The organism is Parvibacter caecicola (assembly GCF_003725335.1).
GTDB lineage: Bacteria > Actinomycetota > Coriobacteriia > Coriobacteriales > Eggerthellaceae > Parvibacter > Parvibacter caecicola.
In genome coordinates this window covers 120,496-145,023 of record NZ_QIBY01000001.1, presented here as the reverse complement: position 1 = coordinate 145,023, position 24,528 = coordinate 120,496, and the positions used below count along the sequence as shown (strand labels likewise).

At 62.3% G+C, this 24,528-nt stretch carries 21 protein-coding genes, 1 tRNA gene and 1 pseudogene; 18 read left to right on the top strand and 5 right to left on the bottom strand.

Annotated features, from left to right (window positions below):
• The first annotated feature begins 117 nt into the window (after positions 1-117).
• Positions 118-939: a TerC family protein gene (locus DMP11_RS00640; RefSeq protein ID WP_123184562.1), complete on the top strand. Its 822-nt coding sequence runs from the start codon at positions 118-120 to the stop codon at positions 937-939.
• Here the strand turns inward: DMP11_RS00640 and rnd are convergent.
• Positions 923-2,065, bottom strand: coding sequence for a ribonuclease D (gene rnd / locus DMP11_RS00635; protein WP_123184561.1), 1,143 nt, complete (start codon positions 2,063-2,065; stop codon positions 923-925). The two genes, DMP11_RS00640 and rnd, sit on opposite strands and share 17 nt — an antisense overlap.
• A gap of 66 nt (positions 2,066-2,131) precedes the next feature.
• Here rnd and DMP11_RS00630 point away from each other — a divergent pair, with 66 nt between their 5' ends.
• The 5 genes from DMP11_RS00630 to DMP11_RS00610 all read left to right on the top strand — a co-directional run bounded on the left by DMP11_RS00630 (position 2,132) and on the right by DMP11_RS00610 (position 6,826).
• Positions 2,132-3,052 (top strand): diacylglycerol/lipid kinase family protein, encoded by a 921-nt coding sequence (locus DMP11_RS00630; RefSeq protein WP_123184560.1) that lies wholly within the window; start codon positions 2,132-2,134, stop codon positions 3,050-3,052.
• A gap of 97 nt (positions 3,053-3,149) precedes the next feature.
• The gene (locus tag DMP11_RS00625; RefSeq protein ID WP_123184559.1) at positions 3,150-3,806 is read left to right on the top strand and encodes a zinc metallopeptidase; all 657 of its coding nucleotides are present in this window, start codon (positions 3,150-3,152) and stop codon (positions 3,804-3,806) included.
• A 6-nt stretch (positions 3,807-3,812) separates the two neighbouring features.
• Positions 3,813-5,207: an exodeoxyribonuclease VII large subunit gene (gene xseA / locus DMP11_RS00620; protein WP_123184558.1), complete on the top strand. Its 1,395-nt coding sequence runs from the start codon at positions 3,813-3,815 to the stop codon at positions 5,205-5,207.
• A gap of 33 nt (positions 5,208-5,240) precedes the next feature.
• Positions 5,241-5,489, top strand: a complete 249-nt coding sequence (xseB, locus tag DMP11_RS00615) for an exodeoxyribonuclease VII small subunit (protein ID WP_123184557.1) — start codon at positions 5,241-5,243, stop codon at positions 5,487-5,489.
• Between the two features lie 149 nt (positions 5,490-5,638).
• Entirely contained in the window at positions 5,639-6,826 is a 1,188-nt protein-coding gene (locus tag DMP11_RS00610) for an acetate/propionate family kinase (protein WP_235869346.1), read from the top strand.
• A gap of 424 nt (positions 6,827-7,250) precedes the next feature.
• Here the strand turns inward: DMP11_RS00610 and pta are convergent, their stop codons facing one another.
• Complete coding sequence (pta, locus tag DMP11_RS00605; protein WP_123184555.1) at positions 7,251-8,243, bottom strand: phosphate acetyltransferase; 993 nt, start codon at positions 8,241-8,243, stop codon at positions 7,251-7,253.
• Positions 8,244-8,451: 208 nt separating this feature from the next.
• Here pta and glf point away from each other — a divergent pair, with 208 nt between their 5' ends.
• The 12 genes and pseudogenes from glf to DMP11_RS10660 form a co-directional block, all read left to right on the top strand.
• A complete protein-coding gene (gene glf / locus DMP11_RS00600) occupies positions 8,452-9,669 on the top strand; it encodes a UDP-galactopyranose mutase (protein ID WP_123184554.1) in 1,218 nt (405 codons plus the stop codon).
• An 18-nt stretch (positions 9,670-9,687) separates the two neighbouring features.
• Complete coding sequence (locus tag DMP11_RS00595; protein ID WP_123184553.1) at positions 9,688-10,707, top strand: glycosyltransferase; 1,020 nt, start codon at positions 9,688-9,690, stop codon at positions 10,705-10,707.
• Between the two features lie 117 nt (positions 10,708-10,824).
• A complete protein-coding gene (locus tag DMP11_RS00590) occupies positions 10,825-11,697 on the top strand; it encodes a DegV family protein (RefSeq protein ID WP_123184552.1) in 873 nt (290 codons plus the stop codon).
• 9 nt (positions 11,698-11,706) lie between these two features.
• On the top strand, positions 11,707-12,966 hold the full coding sequence (gene dinB / locus DMP11_RS00585) for a DNA polymerase IV (RefSeq protein ID WP_235869344.1): 1,260 nt from the start codon (positions 11,707-11,709) through the stop codon (positions 12,964-12,966).
• A 141-nt stretch (positions 12,967-13,107) separates the two neighbouring features.
• Positions 13,108-15,951, top strand: a complete 2,844-nt coding sequence (ileS, locus tag DMP11_RS00580; protein WP_123184551.1) for an isoleucine--tRNA ligase — start codon at positions 13,108-13,110, stop codon at positions 15,949-15,951.
• 3 nt (positions 15,952-15,954) lie between these two features.
• On the top strand, positions 15,955-16,491 hold the full coding sequence (gene lspA, locus DMP11_RS00575; protein ID WP_123184550.1) for a signal peptidase II: 537 nt from the start codon (positions 15,955-15,957) through the stop codon (positions 16,489-16,491).
• 88 nt (positions 16,492-16,579) lie between these two features.
• Entirely contained in the window at positions 16,580-17,641 is a 1,062-nt protein-coding gene (locus tag DMP11_RS00570) for an RluA family pseudouridine synthase (RefSeq protein WP_123184549.1), read from the top strand.
• On the top strand, positions 17,625-18,701 hold the full coding sequence (gene hemH, locus DMP11_RS00565; RefSeq protein WP_123184548.1) for a ferrochelatase: 1,077 nt from the start codon (positions 17,625-17,627) through the stop codon (positions 18,699-18,701). The genes DMP11_RS00570 and hemH overlap by 17 nt, the downstream gene beginning before the upstream one ends.
• 13 nt (positions 18,702-18,714) lie before the next feature.
• Positions 18,715-19,908 (top strand): bifunctional phosphopantothenoylcysteine decarboxylase/phosphopantothenate--cysteine ligase CoaBC, encoded by a 1,194-nt coding sequence (gene coaBC / locus DMP11_RS00560; protein WP_123184547.1) that lies wholly within the window; start codon positions 18,715-18,717, stop codon positions 19,906-19,908.
• A 90-nt stretch (positions 19,909-19,998) separates the two neighbouring features.
• Positions 19,999-20,075: transfer RNA gene (locus tag DMP11_RS00555), tRNA-Pro, on the top strand.
• A complete protein-coding gene (locus DMP11_RS00550; protein WP_306811808.1) occupies positions 20,031-21,023 on the top strand; it encodes a cytochrome c3 family protein in 993 nt (330 codons plus the stop codon). Before DMP11_RS00555 ends, DMP11_RS00550 begins: the two co-directional genes overlap by 45 nt.
• 57 nt (positions 21,024-21,080) lie before the next feature.
• Positions 21,081-21,182 (top strand): annotated as a pseudogene (locus DMP11_RS10660) (LuxR C-terminal-related transcriptional regulator); the annotation flags it as partial.
• 38 nt (positions 21,183-21,220) lie between these two features.
• Here the strand turns inward: DMP11_RS10660 and DMP11_RS00540 are convergent.
• The 3 genes from DMP11_RS00540 to DMP11_RS00530 form a co-directional block, all read right to left on the bottom strand.
• Positions 21,221-22,546, bottom strand: coding sequence for a coproporphyrinogen III oxidase family protein (locus DMP11_RS00540; protein WP_123184544.1), 1,326 nt, complete (start codon positions 22,544-22,546; stop codon positions 21,221-21,223).
• A gap of 125 nt (positions 22,547-22,671) precedes the next feature.
• The gene (locus tag DMP11_RS00535) at positions 22,672-22,863 is read right to left on the bottom strand and encodes a hypothetical protein (protein WP_123184543.1); all 192 of its coding nucleotides are present in this window, start codon (positions 22,861-22,863) and stop codon (positions 22,672-22,674) included.
• Positions 22,860-24,368 (bottom strand): Y-family DNA polymerase, encoded by a 1,509-nt coding sequence (locus DMP11_RS00530; RefSeq protein WP_371826719.1) that lies wholly within the window; start codon positions 24,366-24,368, stop codon positions 22,860-22,862. Before DMP11_RS00530 ends, DMP11_RS00535 begins: the two co-directional genes overlap by 4 nt.
• Between the last annotated feature and the right edge of the window lie 160 nt (positions 24,369-24,528).

Here is a 24,528-nt window from a genome sequence, read left to right as displayed (position 1 = left end):
TCAACATCCTGGTGAATCTTCATCTGGTCAACCTTAATCAGCAAGACTCATGGCTCACACTATGCGTGGGCCATGTTTTTTTCTCAGGGCGGCAAAACAACGGAGCAAAGGAGAGAAATGGATCTTTCGATCTTCTTGACGGCGGAGGCGTGGATTAGCCTCATCACCCTCATTTTCCTGGAAATCATCCTGGGCGTTGACAACATTGTATTCATCTCCATCACTACCAACCGTCTGCCCGCCGACAAGCAGCACATTGGCCGCAAGATGGGCTTGGCTGGCGCCCTTATCATGCGAGTCCTGTTTTTGTGCTTTGCCTCGTTTTTGGTGCACATGGTAAACCCCTTGTTCACCATCAGCCTGGGGGCTTACTCCCACGGCTTTTCGGTGCGCGACTTGGTGATGCTGGCCGGCGGTGCCTACTTGGTGTACAAGGGCATTCGCGAGCTAATGGACACCCTGAAGCTCACCGAAGTGAAGGCGGAAACCTCCGAAGAGCACAAGGCGCTGCACGCCATCACGCTGCCCCAAGCGGTGGGCACCATCATGGTGATGGACCTCGTGTTCTCCATCGATTCGGTGATTACTGCCGTGGGCCTGGCCGAGCACCTCATCATCATGATCCTGGCCGTCATCATCGCCATCATCATTATGATGGTGTTCATCGACCCCATTTCCAATTTCATCAATCGTCATGCGGAGATGAAGATTCTGGCGCTGGTGTTTATCACCGCTATCGGCGTCCTGCTGGTATTGGATTCCTCTGGTTTCCACACCGATATCGAACTTCTGGGCATGCACGTGGAGAAGCTGATGGTGTACTTCGCCATGGTGTTCGCCGTCGTGCTGGAGCTCATCCAAATGCGCTACAACTCCAACCTCGCCAAGTGGAACCAACAGCTGGCGGAAGAGGGGAAGACCCCTATGAAAGGGGAATGATCTTCAGTTGGTTTTCGCTCACTGCCAAGGCGATACGGCCTTCGGCCAAATCCAGCAGCTCGTTGCCTAAAATGGTGCGGCGCCATCCTTTGAGCACCGCTACGTTGCGATGCCCCCGGGCCACCGCCGCCAAATCGTCGCGGCTGGCGAGGGTGTGCAGGGCGATGTCGCTCTCTTTGGCCCGCAGCCGCGCCAGCGCCTCCATGAGGTCCACCTGAATGTCAACGTTGGGTTCGCTTTTGGAGGGGCGCTCCGGCTTGGGTAGCTGGTCTTCGGACAAATCCATGCCCTTGGCGATGAGCGCCACCACTTCCCGCGCGTCCCGCGTGCTCAGCTTTTCCCGGACGCCCCGCACCATGAACAGCTCGTCGATGGTGCGGGCGCCCCGCTTGCAGGCCTCCACTATCTGCTCGTCGGTGAGCACCCATTTGCGGGGGCGGTCCACCCGCTGGGCCTTCAGCTCGCGCCAGGCGGCCACTTCCCGCGCCGCCGCCAGTTGGCGGCGGTTCAGGCTAGAGCCCCGCTTCAACCGCTTATAGCGCTCCCGTGGATCTTCATGGTAGCGGGCGGGGTTGCCCAGCTCATCAAATTCCGCTTGCAACCACTGTTCGCGCCCCTTGGCCTGCAGCTTCTCGATCATGACGCGATAAACCTGCGGCAGGTAGATCACGTCGTCGGCAGCATATTCCAGCTGCGACTCCTTCAGCGGCCGCAGCGACCAGTCGGTAAACGAGTCCGATTTCTTCAGCGCCTTGCCGCACATGGCCGCCACCAGGGCGCCGTAACCGATTTGCTGCGGATGGCCCAGCACCGACGCGGCGATTTGCGTGTCGAAGAGGGGAGTGGGCAGCACCCCCAGCTTGCGATAGATGATTTCCAAATCCTGGCCGCCCGCATGGAACAGCTTCACGATGGACTGGTCTTCCAAAAGGGGGCGCAGCGGCGCAAGGTCGGGCACTTTGAACGGGTCGATCAGCACCACTTCCGAATCGGTGGCCATTTGCAGCAGGCACAGTTTCGGATAGTAGGTGGATTCCCGCAAAAACTCGGTATCGATGGCCAACAAACCAGAAGAGCGGGCGCGGCGCACAAATGCCTCAAGGCTCTCTTGATTGTCTATGTACACAGAGGACTTCCTTCGTCTTGCTAATCGGTTGTAGTAGTATTCATGATATCAATGGAAAGGAAACCTGTGAAAGTACTGGTGATCAATAATCTGCTGTCTGGCTACGGGGAAGGGGCGGTTTACGATTACATCCGCTCCATGATGCAGGACGGCGACCGCATCGAGCTGCGGGCCACCGACGGCACCACCCCTCTGCGCGAGCTCTTGGAAGACGCCTCCGATTTCGATTTCGTGGTGGCTTCCGGCGGAGACGGCACCGTGGCCGGCGTTGCCTACGAACTGGCCGGCAGCGGCATCCCCATCCAGCTCATCCCGGCGGGCACCGCGAACCTCCTGGCCATGAACCTGCTGCTTCCCAACGAGCCCCATGCGCTGGCGAAGCTGGCCGAAGGCGGGCTTTCCATGGATTTCGACCTGGGGGAGATAGAGGTGGCCGACGGTAGCAAGTTCGGCTTCTCCATCATGGCCGGCGCCGGCTACGATGCCATCATCATGAAGGAGGCGGCGGCCGCGAAACGGGTGCTGGGGGAGCTGGCCTACTTCAAGGCGGCCCTCACCAACCCCACGCCACAGTTCGCCCACTTCACCTTGGAGATGGACGGCCAAACGGTGGAAACCGAAGGAGTGGGGGTGCTGCTCATTAACTTCTCCCGCATCCAATTCGATATTGCCGTGGTGCATGAAAACCTTCCGCGCGATGGCATGTTCGACGTGGTGGTAATGCACACCCGCGACGCCTGGGGCCTCATCCCCGCCTTCATCGCCTGCGTGCTGGACCGCGACGGATCGTTCCCCGACCGCGGGGAGGGCATCGAGGTGTTCCGCACCAGCAGCGTGCGCATCCAGTCCGATCCGCCCCTTTCCATCCAGTACGACGGCGAAGTGTCCACCTACACCACCCCCTTCACCGCCCGGGTGATTCCAGAAGCGGCCCGGTTCATGCTCACCCAGGAGGCGCTGGATCTGTTCGGCGCCGAGCGCCCATAGCTTGAAGGCTTGATGACTTGCGCCTCCGCTGCGCGCCGGAGGCCCGAAGGTTTGCTAAACTGGGGCAAAACCGAACCGCAGAGGAGCGTATGAAACCATGAGTTACCTTACCCTTGTAGTGCTCACCCTGATCATCGGCATGGGGGCGCAGTTCTACGTCAACCATCAGCTGAAGAAGTACTCCGCCGAGCCCATCGCAAACGGAATGACCGGCGCCGAGTGCGCCCGCCAGATGCTGTCCTACTATGGCATCACCAACGTGGCCGTGCACCGGGGAGGCCCCGGGCAGGACTTCTTCGACCCCCGCACCAATTCCGTCACCCTTTCCCCCGACGCCTACGACGGCCGTTCCATCACCGCCACCGCCACTGCCTGCCACGAAGTGGGGCACGCCTGTCAGTACGCCAGCGACTACAGCCCCATGAAGGTGCGCACCGCCATCGTGCCGGTGGTGAACCTGGCCTCCAACTTGTGGGTATTCGTGCTGATTATCGGCATCTTTTTGGTGAGCAACAACCTCATCATGATCGCCATCATCATGTACGCCGCCGTGGTGCTGTTCCAGCTGGTAACGCTTCCGGTGGAGTTCAACGCTTCCAACCGGGCCATGGTGTACATGGGGCAAATCGGCCTGCCGGCCCAGGAACGCTCCGGCGCCGGCAGCGTGCTGCGCGCCTGCGCCTTCACCTACGTTGCGGCCGCCCTCACCTCTGTCCTGCAGCTGCTGTGGCTGCTGGGCCAGCATCGCGACTAACGCCCCATGAAGGTTTCCGACTTCTCGGCCCCCGCAGCCGCGCCTACCGCAGACGAGTCGCTGGCGCAGGCGGCGGGGCACGTGGGCGCCCCTGAGCCCCTCAGCGTCTCGGAGTTCCTCAATTCCTTCAACAAATCGTTCAAACGCTTTCCCTTCACCATCAAAGGGGAGGTGTCCGAGGTTAACGCGAAGGCCGGCTACCGCGCCGTGTACTTCACCCTGAAGGACGCCTCCGCCAGCTTGTCCTGCCTCATGTGGAACGAGCGCTACCAGCGCATGGGGGCGCCGCTTTCGGTGGGCATGGTTATCGAAGTGAAAGGGCACCTTTCGGTGTACGCCTCCAAAGGGCGCATGAACTTCGATGTGGAAAGCTACACACTGGCAGGGGAGGGCAATCTGCGGCTGCAGGTGGACCAATTGGCCCGCAAACTGGAGGCCGAAGGGCTAATGGCCCCCGAGCGCAAACGGCCCCTGCCCGCCTACCCTCTCACCATCGGTGTGGTCACCTCGCCCCGCGGCTCGGCCGTCCACGACGTGCTGCGCACCCTGCGCCGCCAGTTTCCGCTGGCGAAAGTGCTGCTGGCGGGCGTGCCGGTGGAGGGGCCCCAAGCGCCGGAATGGCTGGTGTACGGCCTTCAGATGGCCGCCTACAACGGGGCCGAGGTGATCGTGTTCGGCCGCGGTGGTGGTTCCTTCGAAGACCTCATGCCCTTCAACGACGAACGGGTGGCCCGCGCCGTAGCCACCTGCCCCGTGCCCGTGGTGACCGGCATCGGCCACGAGCCAGATACCACCATCTCCGACATGGTGGCCGATCTGCGTGCCTCTACCCCCACTGCCGCCGCCGACGCGGTGGTGCCGGACAAAGGGGCGCTGGAAGGGTCCCTCACCGCTTTGGGCGGCCGCCTCTCCGCCGCGATGGGTAAAAGCCTCGCCCTGCACCGCACCCAGCTGCAGCGCTACGCCTTCCTGCCCTTGTTCAGCGAACCGAAGCGGCTCTTCGACAGCGAGGCGCTCACGCTCGACAGCCTCTCCGATCGCCTTTCCCGCGCCCTTCCCGGCGCCTTGGAGCACAACCGCCAGCAACTGGAGGGGCTCGCAGGGCGCCTGGCCCGCTGCGCTGGCTCCATCGCTGGCCGCCAGCGCCATTCCGTCGATCAGGCTCAGGCCCAGATGCAGGGCATCGCCGGCCACCTCACCCACCGCTTCCACGCCGAAGCCTCCCTGGCGGCGGCCCGCCTCGAAGACCTCTCGCCGCTCACCATTCTGGCCCGCGGTTACTCGGTCACCCGCGCCCCTGACGGCAGCGTGGTGAAATCGGTGGCCCAAACCGCCCCCGGCGAATCCCTCGCCATCTCGGTGTCCGATGGCACCATTACCGCCACGGTAACCTCCGCGTAACCCCGCTAACCGCCCCTGAAAGGAACAACTGCCATGACCGAACAAAAGCCCATCGACGAAATGTCCTTCCGCGAAGCCATGACCGAGCTGGAGGGCATCGTGACGCTTCTGGAAAGCAACACGCTGGAGCTGGAAGACAGCCTGAAAAACTACGAGCGCGGTGTTGCCCTGCTGGCCTCGCTGCAAAAGCGCCTGTCCGCCGCCGATCAGCAAGTGGAAGTGCTGGTAGGGGAGCTTGCCTTCCACGGCTCGGACGAAGAGCAGGACACCACTTTGAGCTAAGAAGCCCACCGTCCGTTCACTGGCAATTCCGGCTGCCAGCGTGCTCCAAACGGGCCGCTGGCCGAAAACCCTCCCGGAAGAAAAGCCCGCATAGCCCCTTTCTTTAGAATGGTAAAAACCATTTCTTAGGAGGCACATTGAACGTTTTAGTGATTAACGCAGGCTCCTCTTCCCTCAAATACCAACTCATCAACGTGGAAAAGCACGATGTGCTTGCCAAGGGAATTTGCGAACGGGTGGGCACCGCCGGCGCCTTCCACAAGCACGGCATCGACGACAACGAAGTGGTGATCGACGCCGAAATGGCCGACCACAACCAGGCCATGGCGCTGGTGCTGGAATCTCTCACTTCCGGCCCCACCAAAGCCATCGACTCGCTGGAGGAAATCGACGCCATCGGCCACCGCGTGGTGCAGGGCGGCAGCTATTTCGACAAGTCGGTGCTCATCGACGAAGACGTCATCCAGAAGATCGACGAGCTGGCAGAGCTGGCTCCCCTGCACAACAAGGCGGCCCTCATGGGCATCCACGCCTGCCAGCAGCACATGCCCGACAAGCCGATGGTGGCGGTGTTCGACACCTCCTTCTTCCAAACACTACCCCCCAAGGCCTACATGTACCCCATCCCCTACGAAATGTACGAGAAGCACGCCATCCGCAAATACGGCGCCCACGGCACTTCCCACCGCTACATTTCCCAACGCGCCGCCGCCTTTTTGGACGAGCCACTGGAGGACTTAAAGCTGATCACCTGCCACTTGGGCAACGGCTGCTCCATCTCCGCCATCGATCACGGCGTAGCGGTGGACACCTCCATGGGCCTCACCCCGCTCGACGGCCTGATGATGGGCACCCGCTGCGGCTCCATCGACCCTGCCATCGTCACCTACCTCATCGACCATGAAAACCTCACCGCCCAAGAGGTCAACGACCTCATGAACAAGAAGTCCGGCCTGCTGGGCATCTCCGGCCTTTCCAACGACCTGCGCACCATCCGCACCGCCTCCGAAGAGGGCCACGAGCGGGCGCAGCTGGCCTACGAGATGTACTCCAATTCCGTCAAAAAGTTCATCGGCTCCTACATCGCCGTGCTGGGCGGGGTAGACGCCATCGTGCTCACTGCCGGCGTGGGGGAGAACTGTGAAAAGATGCGCCGTATGATTTTCTCGGGCCTGAATTCCATCGGCATCGAGCTCGACCCGGAAAAGAACAAGGAACGCGGCTACGAGCGGGAAATCTCCAGCGACGACTCCCGCGTGCGCGTCATCGTCATCCCCACCAACGAGGAATACATGATCGCCCGCGACACCTACCAAATCGTCGAACAACTGGGGTAAGCGACCTTAAGCCCAGCCTGAAGCTGCAAAAAACCGGACTTGCAACTCTTCAGCTAGGGAAGTTGGGCGGTATCCCAATGGATGGAGTCGCAGCTCCCCGCGGGGAGGGCTTGCCGGTATCCCAATTCGCTCAGACAGTCCTGGGCTCGCACGAAAGCGCCACTGGCGCTTTCGGCTCATGCGGAACTCGCTCGGTTGGAACACCGGCAAGCCCTCCTATTGCATCTCCCCCTTGAAAGGGGCCGACCGGTAACTCAACTGGATAAATGCGGCGATCAGGAAGTTGGGCGGTGTTCCAACCGAGCGAGTTCCGCACGACGAAAAGGCGCCAGTGGCGCCTTTTCCAAAGCAGGACTGTCTGAGCGAATTGGGATACCGCCCAACTTCCACTACGGGGAAGTCTCAAGCCCGTCTATACAAGCAATTACCCCCGCGCTTGCGCTTGCACGCAGGTGATGGCCACTACGCCAACGATGTCGTCGGCGGTGCAGCCGCGGGAGAGGTCGTTCACCGGGGCGGCAATACCCTGGGTGATGGGGCCGTAGGCTTCCGCCTTGGCAAGCCGCTGCACCAACTTGTAGCCGATGTTGCCGGCATCCAGGTCGGGGAACACCAGGATGTTCGCCTGGCCGGCCACCGGGGAATCGGGTGCCTTCGATTTGCCCACCGAAGGCACGATGGCGGCATCCAGCTGCAGTTCGCCATCGAGCATGAGGGCGGGGGCGAGGCGATGGGCCTCGGCCACTGCCTCGATCACCTTATTGGCGTCGTCGTTCTTGGCCGATCCGTGGGAAGAATGGGAAAGCAGGGCCACGCGGGGCTGGGTGCCCATGATGGTTTCCCAGCTCTTGGCGGAGTTGACGGCGATGTGGGCAAGGTTCTCGGCGGTGGGCTGTACCTCCAGGCCGCAGTCACTGAAGATGAAGGTGCCATTCTCGCCGTATTCGCAGTTGGGCACCACCATTACGAAGAACGAGCTGACCAACTTCACGCCCGGGGCGCACTTCAGGATTTGCAAGCACGGGCGTAGCACGTCGCCGGTGGCGTGGCAGGCGCCGGCCACCATGCCATTGGCACGGCCGGTTTTCACCATCATCACGCCGAAGTACAGTTCGTTTTCCACCAGCCCCAGCGCCATGTCGTAGGTCATGCCCTTATGAGCGCGCAGCCGGGCCAGCTCCTCGGCGAAGGACTCCTTCAGCTCGGAGGTGGCGGGGTTTACCACCTGGGCGCCTTCCAGATTGAAGCCGGAAGCAGCAATTTGCTCGGGGTTGCCCAGAATCACCACGTTGGCGATGTCGGCCGCCAGCACTTTCTCAGCCGCTTCAAGGGTACGGGGGTCGGCTCCCTCGGGAAGCACGATGGTTTGCTTGCGGGAACGGGCCCGGCTGATCATAGAATCGAGAAACGCGCTCATGGGGACCTTCTTTCTGTGAGGTTGCCCCTCTATCTTACGGTTCTGCAAGGCCCAGAGGCCCAGCAGGGGCAGCCGCGGCGTTTTTATTCGGTTTAATTGAGGAAGTCCGTTACCTGCCCGCAAACTTGGGTAGAATTGCGGGCGGACAAATATGGCCCTTGCAGCGGGAAAGCCTTCGGGCGAACCGCTTATGAGCTGAAAGGAACCGATGGCTGTGAATCTTGTTCCCTACGCCGAAGTAGACCTCTCGCAAATCGATGCCGTTGTGGTGGGCAGCGGCTTTGCCGGCAGTGTTGTGGCCCGTGAATTGGCCGAGCGCGGCGGCAAGCGGGTGCTCATCATCGAGAAGCGCTCCCATGTGGGCGGCAACATGTACGACTGCTACGACGAGGCGGGCATTCTGGTGCACGCCTATGGCCCCCACATCTTCCACACCAACAACCAGCGGGCCTACGAGTACCTGGCTCGTTTCACCAATTGGCGCACCTACCAGCACGAGGTGCTGGCCAACCTGAACGGCACCTACATCCCGGTACCCTTCAACAAGAACTCGATGGAAATCGTGTTCGGTCCGGAAAAGGCGTTGCAGCTGATGAACAAGTTGATCGACACCTTTGGCGATGAGCGCAAGGTGACCATCACCGAACTGCGGGCCCAGGACGACCCCGACCTGCAGGAAGTTGCTGAATTCGTGTACCAGAACGTGTTCCTGTACTACACTCAGAAACAATGGGGCCTCACCCCCGACGAGGTGGACCCTTCCGTCACCGGCCGCGTTCCGGTGTTCATCTCCCGCGACAACCGCTATTTCCAAGATACCTATCAGGGCATGCCGGGGGAGGGCTACACCCAGCTGTTCCTGAACATGCTCGACCATCCGTTGATCACCGTTTCGCTGGAGACGGAGGCGGAAAGCGTGATGGGACTGGAGTTCGAAAGCGGCGCCGAAGACGCGCGGCTGTGCGCCATCACCCTGAAAGACGAAGTGTTCGAAGGGCCCATCATCTACACCGGGCCCCTGGACGAACTGTTCCTGGCCCGCTTCGGCCGTTTGCCCTACCGCAGCCTGGACTTCGTGTACGAAACCTACGACGAGGAAATGAAGTTCCCCGTGGGCACTGTGAACTTCACGGTTTCCGAAGACTACACCCGCATCACCGAGTTCAAGCACCTCACCGGGCAGGTGGCCCCCAATACCACCATCATGAAGGAGTACTCACGCGCCTACGAGAACCCGCGCGAGCAGATTCCCTACTACGCCATCATCAACCCCGAGAACAATGCCCACTACCAGCGCTACCGTTCCCTCACCGAGAACCTGCCCAACTTCTACCCATTGGGGCGCCTGGCGGAGTACCGCTACTACAACATGGACGCCATCGTGGTGCTTGCGCTGCAGCTGGCCGACCAACTGCTTTCCGAATAACCACCTGGGAGGTGCCCTGTGAAAACCATTTCCTTTGCCGTGCCCTGCTACAACTCGGCCGCCTACATGGACCATTGCGTGGAAACACTACTGCAGTGCGGCTCTGACATCGAAATCCTGCTGGTGGACGACGGCTCCGCCAAAGACGACACGCCGGCCATCTGCGACAAGTGGCAGGAGCGCCACCCCGACATCATCCGCGCCATCCACCAGCCCAACAAAGGCCACGGCGGCGCCGTGAACACTGGGCTGGCCAACGCCACCGGGTTCTATTTCAAGGTAGTTGACTCCGACGATTGGCTGAACCCCGAGGCCATGGAGCCGCTGATGGCTTACATGCGCACCCAGGTAGAGGCGCCGGTGCCCTGCGACATGGTGGTGGCCAATTACGTATACGAAAAAGTGGATGAGGGCGTGCAGAAGGTGATGGGCTACTCCAACGTTCTGCCGGAGGGCTACGAGTTCGGCTGGGACGAGGTGGGCAACTTCCTGCCCAGCCAGTACCTGCTGATGCACTCGGTTTACTACCGCACCGAAATGCTGGAGAAGATGCACCTCACGCTGCCGGAGCACACCTTCTACGTGGACAACATCTTCGTCTACGAGCCGCTGGTGCACGTACGCACCATGCGCTATTTCAACCAGGACGCCTACCGCTACTTCATCGGCCGCGAAGACCAGTCGGTGAACGAGAAGGTGATGATGGGCCGCATGGACCAGCAGCTGCGAGTGACGCGCCAGATGATTGACAACGTGAACCCCCAGGAGGTGCGCCAGCGGCACCTGCGCCACTACCTGCGCAACTACTTGTCCATGATGATGTGCATCTGCTCGGTGTTTTTGCGCATGCGCGGCGGCGAGCAAGACGAACAGGACCTGCAGGGCATCTGGGACTACCTGAAGGAAAAGAACCCCTCGCTGTACCGGCGTATCCGCACCAACGTGCTGAACGTGGCCACCAATCTGCCCACCGACATGGGCGGCAAGATCGGTCTGGGGGGTTATCACATCGCCCAGAAGATCTTCAAGTTCAACTAGGTTTCCAACGCTGCCCCCAGGCATGTTGACAATCTGGGGGCAGCGTTGGACAAATGGCTATAATCTTCCCCGTATTCAACCCAGAAGGGGCCGTTTTACCGTATCGAGGAGGCAATCGTGGCATTTGAAATCGTCACCGACTCATCCAGCAATCTTACCGAGGAGATGATCGACGAGTACGGGCTGCACATTTTGCCGCTGCGGTTCATCATCGACGGCGATAACTACACTAGCTACCTGAAGGGGGAGAAAACCGACCTGTCCCAGTTCTACTGCATGATGCGGGAGGGAAAAGTGGTCACCACCTCGCTTCCCAGCCTGGAATACTCCGAAAAGCTGCTGCGCTCCATCCTGGACAAAGGCAACGACGTGCTGTACCTGGGCTTTTCCAGCGGCCTTTCCGGCACCTTCGAGGCCACCGACATCCTCATCCGCCAGCTGGCGAAGGAATACCCGGACCGCACCCTTGTCTCCGTGGACACCCTGGCCGCTTCCGGCGGGGAGGGGCTGCTGGTGTGGCACGCCGCCAAAATGGCCCGGGAAGGAGCCTCACTTGAGGAAGTGGCTCAATGGGTGGAGGACAACAAGCTGAAGCTGGCCCACTGGTTTACCGTGGACGACCTCATGTTCCTGTTCCGCGGCGGCCGCGTTTCCAAGACCAGCGCCTGGGCTGGCACCCTGCTCAACATCAAACCGGTGATGCACGTGGACGACGAGGGCCACCTCATCCCGCTTGAAAAAGTGCGCGGCCGCAAGAAGTCGCTGAAAGCGCTGGTGGACCACATGGAGCAGAGCGCCATCGCCCCCGTGGCCGATCAAACGGTGTTCATCACCCATGGCGATTGCCTGGAAGACGCCCAGTACGTGGCCGGCCTCGTGAAGAAGCGCTTCGGCGTGAAGGACGTGGTGATCAACTGGGTGGACCCGGTGATCGGCGCCCATTCGGGCCCGGGCACCATGGCCCTGTTCTTCCTGGCCGACAAGCGCTAGCTCCGCGCCGTGCTGCCTCTGGAGCCATGGCAGGGGCGGGCCATCCTGCTGGTGGACCTGGACGCCTTCTTCGCCTCCGTTGAGCAATTGGATCACCCCGCCTGGCGCGGCAAGCCCGTCATCGTAGGCGGCGACGCCCATCGCCACGGGGTTGTTTCCACCTGTTCCTACGAGGCGCGGTCCTTCGGAGTGCGCAGCGCCATGCCCGCTTCCACCGCCGCCCGCCTGTGCCCCGACGCCATCTGGACCCCTGGCCGCTTCGACCGCTATCGCGAGATGTCGCGGCAGGTGATGGCCATCTTGCACGACGAAACCCCCCATGTGCAACAGGTCTCTATCGACGAGGCCTTCATGGACGTCACCCCCAACGCCTTGAACACCGAGCATCCGGTGGCCATCGCCCAGCGCATCCAAAGGCGGGTGGCTGAGCTGGGGGTTACCTGCTCCATCGGGGTGGGCTCCACGAAGGCGGTGGCGAAAATCGCTTCCGATCAGGACAAGCCCCGCGGCATCACCGTGGTGTACCCCGGCACCGAGCGCACCTTCATGGCGCCGCTGCCGGTGCGCGACTTAAGCGGCATCGGCCCGGCTGCCGAGGCGCAGCTGAAGGCGCGGGGCATCAAGACGCTGGGGGAACTGGCTCAGGCAAGCCCTGCGGTACTGCAGCGCATCTTCGGCATTCGTGCCGACGAGATGCGGGCCCGTGCCCTGGGGGCAGACACTGCCGACGTTCAGCAAGACGATGCGGTGAAGTCCGTGTCCCACGAGGTAACCTTCGCCGATGACCTGACCGGCGAAGAGGAGATACTCGCCAGCCTGTTCAGCATATCCACCATGGTGGGGCGGCGGCTGCGGCGCAAAGGGCTAAAGGGGCGCACGCTGGCGGTGCGCATGCGCTACGACGACCGCTCCACCCGCAGCGTGCAAAGGCCGCTTGCGCCCCCTTCCGACGACGAGCTGGCCTGGAGGGCGCTGTTTCCCGCGATGATGGGGGAGCTGTGGGCGCCGGGCATGAAAGTGCGCCTTTTGGGGGTGGCGGTCAGCGGGTTCGACGGGCCCGCTGGCGCGGAGGCGTCCCTGTTCGACGAAGTGGGCGACACCCCGGAAGCGGAAAGCGCGCTGCGCGACCAGAGAAACCACCGGCTCCTTGAGGCCGCGGACGCCCTCAAGGAGCGTTTCGGCGAGAAGGCAGTACGCTTCGGCAGCGACCTGTCCTTGGAGGGGAAGGGCACCGGCTCTTCCAGCAAGAACCCCTCGGACTACAAATAGCTGGGGCGGCAAGGGCACCGGCAGGGCCTTTTGCGTTGCACGGGCAATTGCCGCAAGGCGGCGGGTGCATCTTGTCGTATAATTTTGCAGTTTGAAATGGCGCGCTATGCGCCGTAAAACCAGGAAAGGTGAGATGGGAAAGTGGCAAATAGTTACAAGGACACCATGAATCTTCCCCAGACCGATTTTTCCATGCGGGCCAACCTGCCCCAAAACGAGCCAAAGCGCTTGGAAAAATGGGCCCAGGAAGACATCTACGGCAAAGTGCTGGAGAAGAACAAGGACGGCAAGCCCTTCATCCTCCACGACGGCCCGCCCTACGCCAACGGCCCCATCCACATCGGCCACTCCTTCAACAAGATTCTGAAGGACTTCGTGAACAAAAGCCACGCCCAGCGCGGCTTTTACACCCCTTATATCCCCGGTTGGGACTGCCATGGCCAGCCCATCGAACACATGGTTGAGGTAACTTTGGGGCCCGAAAAGATGGCCGCCATCGACCAGCCCACCTTGCGCCGCCTGTGCCGCGAGTGGGCCGAGCGCTACGTGAACATCCAGCGGGAAGGCTTCAAGCGCCTGGGCGTGAACGGCGACTGGGAGCACCCGTACCTCACTTTCACCCCCAACTACGAGTCGGGCAACGTGGAAGTGTTCAAGGACATGTACCTGCAGGGCTCCATCTACCGCGGCCGCAAGCCCATCCACTGGTGCTCCAATTGCCACACGGCGCTGGCGGAGGCGGAAATCGAATATAGCGACGAGGTGTCGCCCTCCATCTTTGTCAACTTCAAGCTGGACGTGATGCCCGGCATCTTCGAGGCCAACGGCGCCGAGGGCGCTGCCTACGTGCTGATTTGGACCACCACCCCCTGGACGCTGCCGGCCAACGCCGCCGTGAGCCTGGCGCCTGATGCCGCCTACGTGATGGTGCAGGCAGAGGGCAAAAACATGATCATGGCGAAAGACCTGGTGGAGCAAGTGGCTCAGGAGGCCGGTTGGGCCGACTGGGCGCTGGTGAGCGATGCGGAAGGCAACCCGGTGACCGTCGCTGGCAAGCAGCTGTGCGGCCTCACCTACACCTGCCCTATCCGCCAGGACCTTCAAGGCAGCCTCATTTACGGCGACCACGTCACCCTCGACACCGGCACCGGCGCCGTGCACACCGCCCCCGGCCATGGCCAGGACGACTACCTGGTGGGCCTGGAGTTCGACATCCCTGTGCGCATGCCGGTGGACGACAACGGCGTGCTGACCGCCGAAGCGGGCCCCTTCGAAGGGCTTTCCACCGATGACGCCAACCCGAAGATCATCGAATGGCTGCGGGAACAGGGGACGCTGGTGGCGGAAAAGAAAATCAACCACAGCTACCCCCATTGCTGGCGCTGCCACAAGCCGGTGATCTTCCGCGCCACCGAGCAGTGGTTCGTCTCCATGGACGAGAACGCCCTGCGCGAAGACGCCCTGCGCATCATCAACACCGACGTGGAATGGGTGCCCGCCTGGGCGAAGAACCGCATCGGCTCGATGGTGGCCGACCGCCCCGACTGGTGCATATCCCGCCAGCGCAGCTGGGGCGTACCCATCCCGGTGTTCCGCTGCGAAAAGTGCGGTGAAGTGGTGGCCACCGAAGAGAGCTTCGATGCCGTCATCAAGCTGTTCGATCAAGAAGGGGCCGATGCCTGGTTCACCAAGAAGCCCAGCGAGTACCTGCCCCGCACCGTGTGCTGCGAGAAGTGCGGCAGCCACGACCTGGTGCCCGAGAAGGACATCCTGGACGTGTGGTGGGAATCCGGCGTGTCCCACACCAGCGTGCTGAAGCACCGCGCCGCCGAAGGGGTGCATTTCCCGGCCGATTTGTACCTGGAGGGCTCCGACCAGCACCGCGGCTGGTTCCAGTCGTCGCTGCTCACCTCGGTGGGCTGCTACGGCGTGGCCCCCTACAAGTCGGTGATGCACTGCGGCTTCACCATGGACGAGCAGGGCCGCAAGATGTCCAAATCGCTGGGCAACGGGGTAGACCCCGAGGAAGTGATGAGCACCTTCGGCGCCGACGTGCTGCGCCTGTGGGTTTCGTCGGTGGACTACTCCCAAGACGTTTCCATCTCCGACAACATCTTGAAGCAGGTGTCCGATGCCTACCGCCGTATCCGCAACACCTTCCGCTTCCTGCTGGGCAACTTGGACGATTTCGACTTCGAACGCGATGCCGTTACCAATTTCGATGACCTTGAGCCCTTCGACCGCTATGTGATGGTGCAGCTGGCCGATTTGGTGAAAGAGGTGGAGAACGCCTACGAAACCTACCGCTTCAACGGCGTGTACCGCGCCATCTACGATTTCGCCAACGAACTTTCCGCTGTTTACATGGACGAGGCGAAAGACCGCCTGTACGCTGAGGCCCCCAACTCTCCGCGCCGTCGCGCGGTGCAGACGGTGCTGATGAACGTGCTGGAAGCGCTGGTGCGACTGGTGGCTCCCATTCTATCCTTCACCGCCGACGAGGTGTGGGAATGCTACCCGCCCGCCGAGCGCAACCGGGAAGGACGTCCTTTCAGCGCCCAGCTGGCCGGTTGGCCCCATGTGCGCGATTTCGTGCCGGCGCTGCCGGATGCCCAGGCTCAAGAGCAGCTGCGGGCCGATTTCGCCCAGATCATGGCGGTTCGCGATGTGGTCACCAAGGCCCTGGAAGACGCCCGCACCGCCAAGGTGATAAACAAAAGCCAAGAGGCCGCCATCGCCCTCACCGCTCCCGCCGATGTGGCGCAGCTGCTTGAGCGCTATGGCCTTCCCATGCTGGAAGAGCTGTTTATCGTGGCAACAGTGCGCGTCGAGGAAGGCGACCAGCTGTCGGCCGCAGTTTCGGTGGCGGAAGGGGAGAAGTGCCCCCGCTGCTGGAACATTCGCGCGCTGGGGGGCAATCCCTCTCACCCGGACGTGTGCGAGCGCTGCGGCGATGCCCTCGACGCCCTTGAGGCAGCGGAGTAGCCCATGATCGCTGACACCGGCGCCAGCCAAACGGCACCGCGCGCCCATCGGGCCCGCAACGGCGCCATAGTGGCCGTCATCGTGGTGCTGCTGCTCGGCACCGATCAGGCCACCAAGGCGTTTTTCAACCAATTCCCTGTGGGTTCCGTTGTGGCGGGGCCCTTCGGGGACATCTTGTGCCTGCGCACGGTGCACAACACCGGCGCCGCCTGGGGCATGATGGACGGCGCCACCGTGCTATTGGGAGTGCTCTCTGTGGCGGTGGTGGCAGTGCTGCTGGTGTTTCTGTTCGTGCTCGCTCCCGACGCCTCGCCCCTCAGCGCCGTAGCGGTGGGGCTGGTGGCGGCCGGCGGTATCGGCAACGCCATCGACCGCTTCGCCCTGGGCTACGTGGTGGACTTCATCCAGCCCCTGTTCATCGACTTTCCAGTGTTCAACGTGGCCGACATCGGGGTTACCTGCGGCTTCGTGCTGCTGGTGCTGTCATTGCTGCTGCAACGGCCTGCAAGCGATAGCGAGAACCCCGAGCCTGCCAACTGACGAAAACCCTCTTTTCCTGCCCTGGGGAAAGGGGGTTACACTTATTGCCCGCCCCATTGCTTTGCCCGTTTCCCGTTAAGGAGGCCCCTTGAGCCAGCTGGCCCAGAGAACCGTCACTGCCGCCGAGGCGTCCCAGAGATTGGATGCCTATTGCGCCTCCTGCGGCCTGTTCGGCAGCCGCGCAGCTGCGGCGAAGGCCATCGAAAACGGCGAAGTTCAGGTGAACGGTCAAACTGTGGCGAAGAAGCACTTGGTGCAAGCGGGGGATTTGGTTTGCGCCCTGCAGGCAGAGGCGCCGGAGGTGCTTCCGGCGGCGGCCGAGCCCATCCCGCTGGACGTGCGCTTCGAAGACGAGCACCTGCTGGTGATATCCAAGCAGGCCATGCTGGTGTGCCACCCCTGCGACGACTACCGCTCCGGCACCCTGGTGAACGCCCTTTTGCATCACTGCGGCCCCGAGCATCTGTGCAACGTGCAAGGGGAGGACGACCGCCAGGGCATCGTGCACCGGCTTGACCGCGACACCACCGGCCTTATGATGGCCGCCAAAACGGACGAAGCGGGCCAAGCGCTCATGGAGGCCATCCAGGTGAAAGCGGTGGATCGGCGCTATCTGGCGCTGGTGCACGGCATCCTGCCCCACGACACCGGCATGATTGACGCCCCCATCGCCCGCAGCGCCACCGATCGCACCCGCATGGCGGTGCGCGACGTGCCCTCCGCCCGCGACGCCCTCACCACCTTCAAGGTGCTGGAGCGCTTCGAAGCGGCGCCGAAGGACAACGGCTACACCCTGGTGGAGTGCAAGCTGTTCACCGGACGCACCCATCAGATCCGGGTGCACATGACCTATGCCGGCCATCCGCTGGTGGGCGACCCGCTCTATCGGGCCCATGCCCCCAAGCACAGCTGCTCTGATTTGGGGCTCAACCGCCAGTTCCTCCACAGTTACCGCCTGGGGTTCGTCCATCCCGTAACAGGGGAGCAGCTGGAATTTGCCGACAACCTTCCCACCGACCTCTCCTATGCCCTCGACGATTTGGAGGGGCGCAGCATGGGGAAGACCCAATACGGCGAAAACGTGGCCAACATGCTGGCCTTCGCCCCGTACCCGTCCGTTGAAAGCTGGGTATATGAAGAAGCACGCTGAACTTGAAGGCCGCACGGCAGTGGTGCTGGCCAATACCGGCACCCCCGGCAAGCCCACGCCCCGGGCGGTACGGAAGTACCTTTCGCAATTCCTCATGGACCGGCGCATCCGCCCTATGGGGCTTGTGCCCTGGTCTCTGATTCTGCACTTGTGCATTTTGCCGAAACGGGGCAAGGCGTCGGCCCAGAAGTACCGCTCTATTTGGACGCCGGAGGGATCGCCTTTGGTGGCCACTCAGGAAAAGCTAGCCCGAGGGCTTGAAGCCCACTTCGCAGCACAGGGAACGCCCGTCACCGTGCGCTCCGCCATGAGCTACGGACAGCCTTCCCTGGAGGCCGCCATCAAGCAGCTGAAGAAAGCGGGGGCGGCTCGCATCGTTGTGCTGCCGCTGTACCCGCAGGCTGCCTTTTCCACCACCGGATCGGTAACCGACAAGGCCGAGCGCGCCTTCCGCAAAAGCCACTTCAAAGGGGAAACGGTAGTGGTGAGCGACTACCACAACCATCCGGTGTACCTGAAAGCCATGGCCGCCGCCATCCGCAACGCCGGCTACAACCCCGCTTCCGACGACCGGCTGCTGTTCTCGTTTCACTCGGTTCCCCTGAACGACCTTGAGGCGGGGGATAACTACGAGCTGCAAGTAGGGGCTTCCAGTTTGGGGATAGCCAACGAACTGGGGCTCGACCGGCGCCAATGGACCATCGGCTACCAGTGCCAATTCGACAAGGGACGCCAGTGGCTCAAGCCCTTCAGCCGCGACACTTTGAAAGCCTGGGCCGAAAACGCCGGCGACGCGCGGGTGTTCATCGCGTGCCCCAACTTCGCCATCGACTGCCTGGAAACCATCTACGACATCCAGCAACAGTTCGTGCCCGAATACACGGCCCGCAAACGAGATTGGGAGCTGTACGGCGAGGCGCACGACCACGACGGGGAACAGCCTGCTTACGCGCCGGCAGCAACAGGTGAAATAGTGTACGTGCCCTGCCTGAACGCCACGAAGGCCCATGTTAAGGTGCTGGCAAGCGTGTTGGAACCCCATCTGGGGCTGGGCCGGTAAGGAGACGAACACCATGAAAACGGTGCTACTGGGGGTTTCGGGCGGCATCGCCGCCTACAAGGCGGCGGAAATCGTGCGGGCGCTCCAGAAACGCGGCTACGATGTGCGCGTGATGATGACCGCCAATGCCGCACAGTTCGTATCCCCGCTCACGTTTGCCGCCTTGAGCCATCACGAGGCGCTGACAGACGAGTTCGACTGCCCCGGCAATCCCATTCCCCACATCACGCTGGGCCAGGGGTGCGACTTATTCCTGATTGCCCCCGCCACCGCCAATGTGGTGGCGAAAATGGCCGCCGGCATTGCCGACGATCTGCTCACCTCCACCGTGCTCGCTTGCACCGCCCCCGTGATGGTGGCACCGGCCATGAACGTGCACATGTACGAAAAGACGGTCACCCAAGACAATCTTGCCACCCTGCGCCGCCGCGGCATCGCCGTCATCGATGCCGCCAGCGGATATCAGGCCTGCGGCGACCTGGGCCCCGGGCGCCTGCCCGAACCGGAGCAGATAGCCGATGTAGTGGACGAGCACTTCCAGCGCGAAGCAGCACCGTTGCCCTGGACTGGACGCAAGGTGCTTATCACGGCCGGCCCCACAGTGGAGCCCATCGATGCGGTGCGCTTCGTCTCCAACTACTCCTCGGGGAAGATGGGTTACGCCCTCGCTGAAGCGGCGCTGTCCCGCGGCGCCGAGGTGACGCTGGTAAGCGGCCCCGTTTCCCTTCCGGCGCCGATGGGGGCCACCGTGGTGCCCGTGAAGACGGCCCGCGACATGTTGGCCGCCTGCGAAGAGGCCTTCGATTCGGCCGATGTCTTCATCGCCTCAGCGGCTGTGGCAGATTTCCGCCCGGCAGAAACGGCCAAGGAAAAGCTGAAAAAGGGCACTGAGGGGCAAGAGGGGCTGGAGCACGTACGGTTCGTGGAAAACCCAGACATCCTGGCCACCATGGGGACCCGCAAACGGCCCGGGCAGATTGTGGTGGGCTTTGCTGCCGAAACCAGCGACATAGAGCGCTACGGGCGCCAGAAGCTGGCCAGCAAACATGCCGACATGATTGTTGCCAACCAAGTGGGGGAGGGCAAGGGGTTCGGCACTGACGACAACCAGGCGCTGCTCATCACTGAATCCGGCTCCGAAGCGCTGCCCCTCATGGCGAAGACCCGGCTCGCCGATGCCATCCTCGACAAGATTGAGCAGATTTAAGCCAGTCGCAAAATTTCCCCTTGCATTGAGGAAGCACTAGGGGTAATCTATTCAAGCTGTTTTGAGCAAGCTGCTTGAAGCAGACACCAACGGGTTGTGGCGCAGTTTGGTAGCGCACTTGACTGGGGGTCAAGGGGTCGCAGGTTCAAATCCTGTCAACCCGACCAGCTTATCGAAGCGGGTCAGAAGGAAAACTTCTGACCCGCTTTCTTTTCGCAAGGCGTGTCAGGGGGCGTGTCGGGGGGACGTACACTTTTGGCGGTGCGCTGCTCGAGCGCACCGAAAGCGAGCTTACCGAAGCCTCCGGCAAGCCTGGCACCGAGTTCTGTCTGAACGAAAGTTGCCACAATATGACCCGCGACGAGCTGACCGAGAAAACCGCCGATTGCGAGTTCAACCCCCATGCGATGCAGCACGACAACTACGACTGCTCCACCTGCCACAAGGCCCATCGCGCTTCCATCTACTACTGCACCAAGTGCCATTCGGAGACCGCAGACGATTTGCCGGCCGGCTGGCTGACCATGAAGGACGCCGAGAAACTGGGCGCCTCCATCGACCTCACCAAAACTTCCGAAGCGGGCATCAAGGCGGCCGTTTCCTACATCAACTACAAGAGCGACTACCGCATCAACGCCGGCCAGGTGGAAGCCTGGGCCCGCAACTCCCAAGAGGCGCTGGCTTGGTGGGAAGAGGCGGCCAAGGCGGGCGGCAGCGAGTCGAAGCCCTATGACTACACCGTGAACTGCAACGGCCATGAGGTTCACTTCCACGCCAACACCTACTTCCATGACGAGGGGCACCAGAAGGGCGCTCTGGCCATCGGCGACGCGGTACAGGCAGAAGGTGCGGAAGTCTACTTCGAGACCCCCTGCGTACAGCTATTGAAAGAGGGCGAGCGCGTGGTGGGCGCCATCGACAAGCGCAAGAGCGACGATGCCCACATCCTGCTGCGGGCCGCGAAGGGCGTCATCATCGCCGCCGGCGACTACGTGGGCAACGCCTTGGGTCCCTTCTTCGGCAACAGCAACTACCCGATGGACATCGAAGGCCTGTCGGTGGGCCGCGCCATCACCGCCGGCTATGTGACCGGCCGCTACGTGGCCAGCCTGTAACGGCCGTCAACAACGCAACCCCCCTGGAAGCCGAAGGCCCCCTCCGCGGCCGACCTTTACATCGCCCAGGGAACAGTGAAGACCCATGTGCGGCACATCTACGAAAAGATGGGCATCAACACCCGCAAAGAGCTGTACACGCTGCTGGGGCTGGCCTAAAAAAACGGCACCTCGTCGAACGAGGCGCCGCGCGTCGCTTACTTTTCCGTGCCGTCGCCAAACAGCAAATCGTGTTCGATGCCCTTCAAATGGCTGCGCGCCTGTTCCCGCAGGTTGTTCAAGCCGGCCAGGTACTGGCGGTACAGCACCACGGTGAGGTAGCGGCCGGCAGGGGTGAGGGTAAGCTCGTCGGCGTTATCGGTGGCAAAGGCCTTGTTGGCGCGCATGAAGGCCATCTCCACCGGCAGGCCCTGCTCTACCGACACGCCGAAATCGCGCTCGAACTCGTGCTTGTCGAAGCGCAAGCTGTACAGCTGCAGCAGGAACTTGTAGCGCATCAAATCGCGCACCGTCAAATCGGTGCAGCCCATCAACGGCAGGCGGCCGGCGTTCACGATGTCGGCGTACTCTTCCAAATCGAAGGTGTTGACGAACAGGTTGTCCCCCAAATGGGTGATGGAGCCCGATCCAATGCCCACGCACTCCTCATAGGCCACGGCGTACTCGTCCACCTCCAGGTGCTGACGGCGCTCCAGATTCTCGTCCAGCCGGTTGAAGGTCCAAAGCGTGCGGCGCTCGAAATAAGGCTCGTCGCCACCGCACAAGATACCGTCCAAAATATGGTAGAAGCGGCGCTCCTTGTTGTAGTCCATCTTTCCCAGCACGCTCTCCATCTTGCGGGTGGTGGCGCCCGATTGGTACAACGGCGAGAACGTGGTTTGGTGGCAGCCACACAGGGCTATCTTCTCGCAATCGGAAATGAGGATGTCTTCGGTTTGGGAGGGGAAGTTGAAAATCATGTCCACGTTCAGCGACTCGAAATAAGGGGCTGCCTCGCCGATGCGCTCGAATATCTCGGCACCGCAACCATACTTCTCGTAGCGGTCCATCTGGCGCAACAGCCCGTCGTCGAAGGATTGCACCCCCACGGACAACCTCTGGATGCGCCCTTTCAGCTTGTCCAGGTACTCGGGAATCAAGTGGTTGGGGTTGGTTTCGGAATTCACCTCTTTGATGGAGAACATGTCGCGGGCCAAGTCGATGGTCTCGCACAGCTCGTCGATGTCCACCGTGGGGGTGCCGCCGCCGATGTAGGCGCTTTCGAAATCGTAGCCCTTGTCCTTCAGCAGCTGCATCTCCCTGCGTAGCGCTTTGAAATAAGTGCGCGCCCGCTCTTCCCGGTAGGGGAAGCGGTTGAAAGAGCAGTAGGGGCACAGCCTCTCGCAAAAGGGCACGTGCACGTAAAGGGTGTAGGCCTGGCCGGGCACCGGGTCGGGCAGGGTGCCGGTGGGCACCGGATGCAGCGCCAGGGTTTTATCGGTCATCGATTTCACTACCGTGGTAAGCATGCGCTCAGAGAGCATGGGGTTCCTCCTTGAGGTTTGGAAAACAGGGGGAATTGTAGCACTCACCCGGCCACGGCCCCTATGGCCGCAACCTTATCGAGGAAGGAGGGGGAGGGGAAGCGGTGGGCGGGGCGCGATAAGCCTCAGCTGCGCTCCTCCCATTCGCGCACCACCTGCTTTATGGTCTCCTCATGGCCGGAAAGGGCCGCGAAGGGCACGAACTGGGCGGCACGGCTGCTCATGCTGAGCGGCGGCTTGCGGGAGGCGGGGCGGGGAAGCCCGATGATGTCCTCGTAATTGTCCGGCGCGGGCGATGGCGCGGGCTTTCGGCTCATGCGCGATGACCTCCTATCTGCTGGTTCCGCTGAGGGGCCGTGGCGCCCTCTTGCAGGTTGGCCGCCCGCAGCACCGCGTTTTTGCCAAACCGGCGCTTTATGGCGACGGCCGCCTCCTGCACCGATTGCTCGCGGGCGGCCATCGCCTCTTCGTGCCGGAGCTGCTGCTCTAAGGCCTCCTGATCGTCGAACAGCGACGGCTGCAGCAATGCGGCGGCAGGGGCCTCGTCTGCCGGCTGCACGCGAGCGGCGCCGATGGACATGCGGCGCACCAGCAAGTGCTCATCGCAAATGCGATCGAACAGCTGCTGGGCCTCCTGGCCGATGACATAGGCCGAAGAGGTGGGAAGAGAGAGGTTGGCCGAACCGCGGGCGTGGGGCGGCACCGCCCATCCGTAGTAGTCGGTGTCCACCGGCCCCGCATGGCCGCCCGCCTCCTCCAAGCTGGCGCGGTCGTAGCCCACCTGCAGCACCAGCTGCCCCGCCACCAGCTGCTTTTCCAGCAGGTCTTCCGCCAGCTGCTGGGCCATCTCCCACACCACCAGCCGCGCTTTGGCAAACCGATAGGGGCGGGGCAGCACCTGTCCCTGGGCCAGGCTCTTGTCGGCGGGGCGGTAGGCCTTTATCTGGGCCAAGGTAACCGGCTCATGGCCCCAAGCGTGGTCGATGAGCAGTTCGGCGTTCACCCCGAACACCTTGAACAGGGTGTCTTCGCTGTGGTAGGCGCCAGCGGGGCCCAACGAACAGCGGGCCACGTCTCCCATGGTGTAAAGGCCCATCTCGTTCAGCTTGCGCTGGGTGGCGCGCCCCACCCGCCAAAAATCCGAAAGGGGCTGGTGGCCCCACAGTTGGCGCCGGTAGGCCATCTCGTCCAGCTCGGCTATGCGCACGCCGTCGGCATCGGCCAGCAAATGCTTTGCCTCGATGTCCATGGCCACTTTCGCCAGGTACAAATTGGAGCCTATGCCGGCAGTGGCGGTGATGCCGGTTTCCGCCAGCACATCGCGAATCATCTTGCGCGCCAGATCGTGCGCGTTCATGCGGTACAGGGCCAGATACCCGGTAATGTCCATGAATACCTCATCCACCGAGTACACGTGGATGTCCTCCGGGGCGATGTAGCGCAGATACACCTGGTACACCTTGGCGCTTTGCTCGATGTAATAGGCCATGCGCGGGGGCGCCACAATGTAGGAGAGCGAAAGGGCGGGGTCGGCCGCCAATTGCTCAGGGAAAGGGGAGCTGCCGGAAAACGCGCCGCCCGGCGCGAAACGGCGTCGCCGGCGGTTCAGCTCGTCCGCCTTCTGCACCACTTCGAAGAGCCGGGGGCGCGAGGAGACACCGGCCGCCTTCAGGGAAGGGGAAACCGCCAGGCAGATGGTGCGGTCGCTGCGCTCTTGGTCGGCCACCACCAAATGGGTGCGCAGCGGATCCAGCCCCCGGGCCACGCATTCGGCCGAAGCGTAAAAGGATTTCAGGTCTATGGCCAAATACGTGCGCTCCACTGCACCTCCCTCCGGTTGGGCCGCTTGCATTATAGCGCACATCTGTTCTTGTTCTGGTTTATGACGCAGAAAAGGAAGTGCCCCGCCGCAGCGGGGCACTTCCGTGGGGGGGGAACAACCACTCGGGCTGACGAAACGCGCGTCCCCGAACGTGTTGTCT

Coding starts and splice junctions, on each gene's coding strand:
- xseA (WP_123184558.1), top strand. CDS start 3,813: ATGAAGGTTTCCGACTTCTCGGCCCCCGCAGCCGCGCCTACCGCAGAC.
- DMP11_RS00535 (WP_123184543.1), bottom strand. CDS start 22,863: ATGAGCCGAAAGCCCGCGCCATCGCCCGCGCCGGACAATTACGAGGAC.
- DMP11_RS00640 (WP_123184562.1), top strand. CDS start 118: ATGGATCTTTCGATCTTCTTGACGGCGGAGGCGTGGATTAGCCTCATC.
- glf (WP_123184554.1), top strand. CDS start 8,452: ATGGCTGTGAATCTTGTTCCCTACGCCGAAGTAGACCTCTCGCAAATC.
- DMP11_RS00625 (WP_123184559.1), top strand. CDS start 3,150: ATGAGTTACCTTACCCTTGTAGTGCTCACCCTGATCATCGGCATGGGG.
- pta (WP_123184555.1), bottom strand. CDS start 8,243: ATGAGCGCGTTTCTCGATTCTATGATCAGCCGGGCCCGTTCCCGCAAG.
- coaBC (WP_123184547.1), top strand. CDS start 18,715: ATGAAAACGGTGCTACTGGGGGTTTCGGGCGGCATCGCCGCCTACAAG.
- lspA (WP_123184550.1), top strand. CDS start 15,955: ATGATCGCTGACACCGGCGCCAGCCAAACGGCACCGCGCGCCCATCGG.
- xseB (WP_123184557.1), top strand. CDS start 5,241: ATGACCGAACAAAAGCCCATCGACGAAATGTCCTTCCGCGAAGCCATG.
- hemH (WP_123184548.1), top strand. CDS start 17,625: ATGAAGAAGCACGCTGAACTTGAAGGCCGCACGGCAGTGGTGCTGGCC.
- DMP11_RS00540 (WP_123184544.1), bottom strand. CDS start 22,546: ATGCTCTCTGAGCGCATGCTTACCACGGTAGTGAAATCGATGACCGAT.